A 6,483-nucleotide genomic window follows, 5' to 3' on the forward strand; every position below is an offset into this window, starting at 1 on the left:
TAATTCTAAGTAAGCAATAAGAGTCAATCCTTACTTAGAATTCCCTGGTTGTTCATCAAAAGCAACAATTTTGTGCCTTCTATATTACTAAGTCCCATGAAGGTGAAGAAAACTGAGTTATTTCACTTCTCCTTTTTCGAGTAACGGCGTTGATTCAGGAGTTGGTGTTACCTCTGGCTGTAATTCTGGTTTAGTTTCTGCTGCTGGAGACTCAATAATCTCTGGCAACATAGGTGGCAAATTAGAAGATGGCGCAACTGGTGCTTGCGGCGTGGACATCCTACCCGCCCGACGGTTAAAAAATCCGCCCAATCTTGGTTTTGTTGGCTGAGGGGCTTTTTCAGGTAACGGCGTTACCTCTGTCAGTGGTTCTGCTATTGGAGACTCAATAATCTCTGGTAGCTTCGGGGGCAAACTGGGAGATGGTGCAACTGTCGGAACTTCTAATTTCGGTTGTTCCGGCAAGGTTTGCTTTGTTTTAGAAACTTCTGGAACTTCAGTTTCAGGAATGCGCTGTTTTTCTACCTTTGGTTGGATTTGGGGAGTTTTTTCAACGGACGGCGTGGGTATAGGTATAGGTATAGGTATAGGTGTAGATGTAAATTTATAATTCGGGTCTACAATGCCACGCACCTCATCTGCTGTGAGTTCTCCTCTGGTAATTTTCGCCAGAGTGTCTTTACCCTTTGGCTCGTAGTCAATCAGTCTAACTGTGGTGTTAAAGGCATTTTTGAGAGGATTTCCCTGATTATCAAGAAATTCCAGTTTTACCCAGTTTTTCCCAGGTTTAAAGCCTTTGAGGTAAACTGCTTGCCAGCGATCGAAAATAAAGCTTTCATTATTGATTGTGACGCGGATGCGCCAATCACTAAATTCGTCAGCCTTTTCCTTGCCGCCAAGATGTAAGGGGGCATTAGTTAGGTAAAAGTCGAGTAAGATTGGTTCTGCTCCATAGCTGCTTTGAGGACGGCTATAAGTTAGCAGAGGTAAGTTGGGATTTGGATTGTTGTCGTCGGTTTTGGTGAAGACGTGAAATGTTGTCTGGGCATAAGCACCTTCATTTTTAAAGCTTTCATGCCAAGGACGGGAGGCAAAGACGCGCAGGGTATGAGTACCTGGCGACAAATCTGGCAAAGCCAAGGGCTGATTCAGGTCGTAAATCGGTATATAAGGTTGATTATCCAGAATTACGTGTAGATGTGGCCCCAATTGCAATTGCGGCTCTTTAAATATTGGTAGATCCTTAACCTGAAAGCTGGCTGTGACTTTGTTATCTTGGAGAACTTCATCAGGTTGTGGAGTAACAATTGTCACCTGTGGCTGATAAACCTCCAAAATTGGCCGCAGTTCTTGAATAACATTTGGTGGGGCTACTTCCGCAAATTGCTTTGAAACTTGAGAAATCTGTGGAGAGTTTTCTCTATGGTCAATAGATACCTCCTGGCTGTCGGCTTTCTCGCCACAACTGCTTAAGCTACATACCAACACCAATATCATTACCCACCTGAAAATCAGAAACCTCTCAGGGAGGAACTTTTCTAAGACCTTCTTCTGCCACGAGTTCATGCGTTGCACCCAGTATATATAGTCTTCGACAATTGACAGATTATTTTGGCTCAAACCGTCCATCTGGAACTATAGCTGTTTCCAGCCCAAAAGGTGAAATCTGCCTCACATCCCATAACTTTTTCTGTATATCTCAGGAAATTTTAAAACAAGTCATATTGCTTACAGCTTTTTACTTGCAAAAATTGAAACATGACACAAATATTTACGACTAACAGCAGTAAAAGCTGGAACACCGCCTAATACAGCCAAACGACAAATTTTAAGAATTGTTATTCTTTGTAAATTAAATGGATAATCTATTGACTTTTGAGCAAATAGTTTTAAGTTAAAAGCCAGATCAGGCAGGAATTCCAGCCAGATTTGAGCAAGTTTGAATTATTGTTAAAAGATCTCTACCAATGTACAAGTGAAGACTCTATAATTCAACGAGAAACAACTATCCACATAGGCTCTTCATCGCGGCTTTAGTAAAATTCTGGAGTATGCGGTAATGGTTAATTTTGTGGTATACATGATTCCTCATTCCTTATCAAGAGAGGAGGTCAAATGACAATAAGTCCTCCAGAGCGAGAGGAGAAAAAGGTAAGAGTAATCGTCGATAATGACCCGGTTCCTACCTCATTTGAGAGATGGTCCCAACCTGGGCATTATGACAGAACCTTAGCCAGAGGTCCCAAAACCACCGCATGGATTTGGAACCTGCACGCACTCGCCCATGATTTTGATACACATACAAGCGATTTAGAAGATATCTCCCGCAAGATATTCTCAGCCCACTTTGGCCACTTAGCCATAGTGATGATTTGGTTGAGCGGGATGATTTTTCACGGCGCGAAGTTTTCTAACTACGAAGCTTGGCTAACTGACCCGTTGAACGTTAAGCCTAGTGCCCAAGTCGTTTGGCCAATTGTTGGACAAGACATTTTAAACGCTGATGTTGGCGGTGGTTTCCACGGGATTCAAATCACCTCCGGTTTGTTTCAAGTATGGCGTGGCTGGGGGATCACAAACTCCTTCCAGCTTTACGTAACTGCGATCGGTGGCTTGGTATTAGCAGCCTTGTTCCTATTTGCTGGCTGGTTCCACTACCACAAACGCGCTCCCAAACTGGAATGGTTCCAGAATACGGAGTCGATGCTGAATCACCACTTGTCAGTATTGTTGGGTTGTGGTTCCTTGGGATGGACAGGTCACTTAATCCACGTGTCCAATCCGACCAACAAGCTTTTGGATGCAGGCGTTGCTCTCAAAGACATCCCCTTGCCCCACGAGTTCATCTTGAACAAAGACTTGTTGACCGAGCTGTATCCTAGCTTTGCTGCTGGTTTAGCACCTTTCTTCACCTTGAACTGGGGTCAGTATGCTGACATCCTGACGTTCAAGGGCGGTCTGAACCCAGTAACAGGCGGCTTGTGGATGACTGATATTGCTCATCACCACTTAGCGATCGCAGTCTTGTTCATCATTGCTGGTCATCAGTACCGGACTAACTGGGGTATTGGTCACAGCATTAAAGAGATTCTAGAAAACCACAAAGGGCCCTTCACTGGTGAAGGCCACAAAGGTCTCTACGAAAATCTGACCACATCTTGGCACGCTCAACTGGCTACTAACCTGGCCTTCTTGGGTTCCTTGACCATCATCATCGCGCATCATATGTACGCGATGCCCCCCTATCCATACTTGGCAACTGACTACGCTACGCAGTTGTGCATCTTCACCCACCACATGTGGATTGGTGCATTCTGTATAGTCGGCGGTGCGGCTCACGCTGCCATCTTCATGGTGCGGGATTACGATCCGGTTTTGAATCAAAACAACTTACTGGATCGGGTGATTCGTCACCGGGATGCAATTATTTCTCACCTCAACTGGGTGTGTATTTTCCTCGGCTTCCATAGCTTTGGACTATACATTCACAACGATACAATGCGTGCTTTGGGGCGTCCCCAAGACATGTTCTCTGATACAGCAATTCAGTTGCAGCCAGTATTTGCTCAGTGGGTACAAAACATCCACACCTTAGCTCCTGGTGGCACTGCTCCCAATGCCCTAGAACCCGTTAGCTATGCTTTCGGCGGTGGGATATTGGCTGTAGGCGGTAAAGTAGCGATGATGCCCATTGCTTTGGGTACGGCGGACTTCTTAATCCACCATATTCACGCATTCCAAATCCACGTTACTGTCCTAATTCTGCTCAAAGGTGTACTGTTTGCCCGTAGCTCTCGTCTGGTTCCAGATAAAGCAAACTTGGGCTTCCGCTTCCCCTGCGACGGTCCTGGTCGTGGCGGTACTTGTCAAGTGTCTGGTTGGGATCACGTATTCCTCGGACTTTTCTGGATGTACAACACAATATCCATCGCAATTTTCCACTTCAGCTGGAAGATGCAATCGGATGTCTGGGGAACGGTAGATGCAGCCGGGAATGTGACTCACATCACTGGTGGTAACTTTGCCCAAAGTGCTATTACCATCAATGGTTGGTTACGGGACTTCTTGTGGGCGCAAGCTTCACAAGTGATCAATTCCTACGGCAGTGCGCTATCTGCCTATGGACTGATGTTCTTAGGCGCTCACTTTGTCTGGGCATTCAGCTTGATGTTCCTGTTCAGTGGTCGCGGCTACTGGCAAGAACTGATTGAGTCCATTGTCTGGGCGCATAACAAACTGAAAGTAGCACCAGCAATTCAGCCTCGCGCTCTGAGCATTATTCAGGGTCGGGCTGTCGGGGTAGCTCACTACCTCTTGGGAGGAATCGCCACTACTTGGGCGTTCTTCCATGCACATATCCTTTCAGTAGGGTAGCAATCAGTTGTGGAGTGCTGAGTGCTGAATCTTGAGTTCTGAGAAATCAAAACTCGGAATTTGGGACTCAAAACTTAGCACTCTAGACGCCGGTACTTGATGGCTAAAGGTCAGAGGATTTATTTAACCTATGGCGACAAAATTTCCCAAATTTAGCCAGGATCTCGCGCAGGACCCGACGACTCGTCGGATATGGTATGCGATCGCTACAGGCAACGATTTTGAAAGCCATGATGGCATGACCGAAGAAAATCTTTACCAAAAGATTTTCGCAACTCACTTCGGTCATTTGGCAATCATTTTCCTGTGGGCATCCAGCCTCCTGTTCCACGTAGCCTGGCAAGGTAACTTTGAACAGTGGATTCAAGATCCCCTGCATATCCGTCCCATCGCCCACGCGATTTGGGACCCCCACTTTGGTAAACCAGCTATAGAAGCTTTTACCCAAGCTGGCGCTAGCAATCCTGTTAACATTGCTTACTCTGGTGTCTACCACTGGTGGTACACCATCGGTATGCGGACGAATACCGAACTGTACACAGGTTCAGTGTTCCTGTTACTGTTGGCAGCTGTATTCTTATTTGCTGGTTGGTTGCACTTACAACCCAAGTTCCGTCCTAGCCTTTCTTGGTTTAAGAGCGCTGAACCCCGGTTGAATCACCACTTATCAGCTTTGTTTGGTGTTAGTTCTTTGGCTTGGGCTGGTCACTTGATTCACGTTGCTATCCCCGAATCTCGTGGACAGCACGTAGGTTGGGATAACTTCCTGAATACTCTGCCCCACCCAGCAGGTTTGACACCTTTCTTTACTGGTAACTGGGGTGTTTACGCCGAAAACCCTGACACAGCTGGTCATATATTTAGTACTTCCACTGGTTCAGGAACTGCGATTCTGACTTTCTTGGGTGGCTTCCATCCTCAGACAGAATCCTTGTGGTTGACTGACATGGCGCATCACCATTTGGCGATCGCAGTACTATTTATCGTTGCCGGTCATATGTACCGGACTAACTTCGGAATTGGTCACAGCATCAAAGAAATGCTGAACTCCAAGTCCGGTTTAGTACCTGGTACCAAGAGTGAAGGTCAGTTCAACCTGCCTCACCAAGGTCTGTACGACACCATCAACAACTCCCTGCACTTCCAACTGGCTTTAGCCTTGGCAGCTCTGGGAACCATCACCTCCTTGGTGGCGCAGCATATGTACGCCCTGCCTCCTTACGCATTTATTGCTAGGGACTACACAACACAGGCAGCGCTTTACACCCACCACCAGTACATTGCAGTTTTTCTGTTGGTTGGTGCATTTGCACATGGTGCGATCTTCCTAGTGCGCGACTACGACCCCGAACAAAACAAGGGCAACGTCCTTGATCGCGTGTTACAGCACAAAGAAGCGATCATCTCCCACCTCAGCTGGGTGTCGCTATTCTTGGGCTTCCACACCCTGGGTTTATACGTTCATAACGACGTAGTAGTTGCTTTCGGTACACCTGAAAAGCAAATCTTGATTGAGCCGGTATTTGCCCAGTTCGTTCAAGCTGCTCACGGTAAAGTACTGTACGGCTTAGACACCTTGTTGTCTAACCCCGATAGCATTGCCTACACAGCCTACCCCAACTACGGCAACGTTTGGTTAAGTGGCTGGTTAGATGCCATCAACTCTGGCACAAACTCCCTTTTCTTGACAATTGGCCCTGGCGACTTCTTGGTACACCATGCGATCGCTTTGGGTCTGCACACCACCACCTTGATCTTGGTCAAAGGTGCTTTGGATGCCCGTGGTTCTAAGCTGATGCCCGATAAAAAGGACTTCGGCTATGCCTTCCCTTGCGACGGCCCCGGTCGTGGCGGTACTTGCGACATCTCCGCATGGGATTCCTTCTACCTGTCTCTGTTCTGGGCATTGAATACAGTCGGTTGGGTAACTTTCTACTGGCACTGGAAGCATTTAGGTATTTGGCAAGGCAACGTTGCTCAGTTCAACGAAAACTCCACATACCTAATGGGCTGGTTCCGTGATTACCTCTGGGCTAACTCCGCTCAGTTGATCAACGGATACAACCCCTACGGCGTGAATAACCTGTCTGTCTGGGCTTGGATGTTCTT

The 6,483-nt window shown here is 46.9% G+C and carries 3 protein-coding genes; 2 read left to right on the plus strand and 1 reads right to left on the minus strand.

Annotated features, from left to right (window positions below; genetic code table 11):
- Window positions 1–117: 117 nt before the first annotated feature.
- Window positions 118–1,566: a hypothetical protein gene (locus ACEW80_RS33220; RefSeq protein WP_373530701.1), complete on the minus strand. Its 1,449-nt coding sequence runs from the start codon at window positions 1,564–1,566 to the stop codon at window positions 118–120.
- A gap of 549 nt (window positions 1,567–2,115) precedes the next feature.
- Between ACEW80_RS33220 and psaA the strand changes: the two genes are divergently transcribed.
- Window positions 2,116–4,374, plus strand: coding sequence for a photosystem I core protein PsaA (gene psaA, locus ACEW80_RS33225; RefSeq protein ID WP_373530697.1), 2,259 nt, complete (start codon window positions 2,116–2,118; stop codon window positions 4,372–4,374).
- A 130-nt stretch (window positions 4,375–4,504) separates the two neighbouring features.
- The coding region (gene psaB, locus ACEW80_RS33230; RefSeq protein ID WP_373530698.1) for a photosystem I core protein PsaB at window positions 4,505–6,483 on the plus strand (1,979 nt) is incomplete at its 3' end.

The organism is Nostoc sp. (assembly GCF_041747015.1).
GTDB lineage: Bacteria > Cyanobacteriota > Cyanobacteriia > Cyanobacteriales > Nostocaceae > Nostoc.

What these genes read in the sequence shown, in the direction of transcription:
- ACEW80_RS33220 (WP_373530701.1), bottom strand. Translation starts at nt 1,566, where the DNA reads ATGAACTCGTGGCAGAAGAAGGTCTTAGAAAAGTTCCTCCCTGAGAGG.
- psaA (WP_373530697.1), top strand. Translation starts at nt 2,116, where the DNA reads ATGACAATAAGTCCTCCAGAGCGAGAGGAGAAAAAGGTAAGAGTAATC.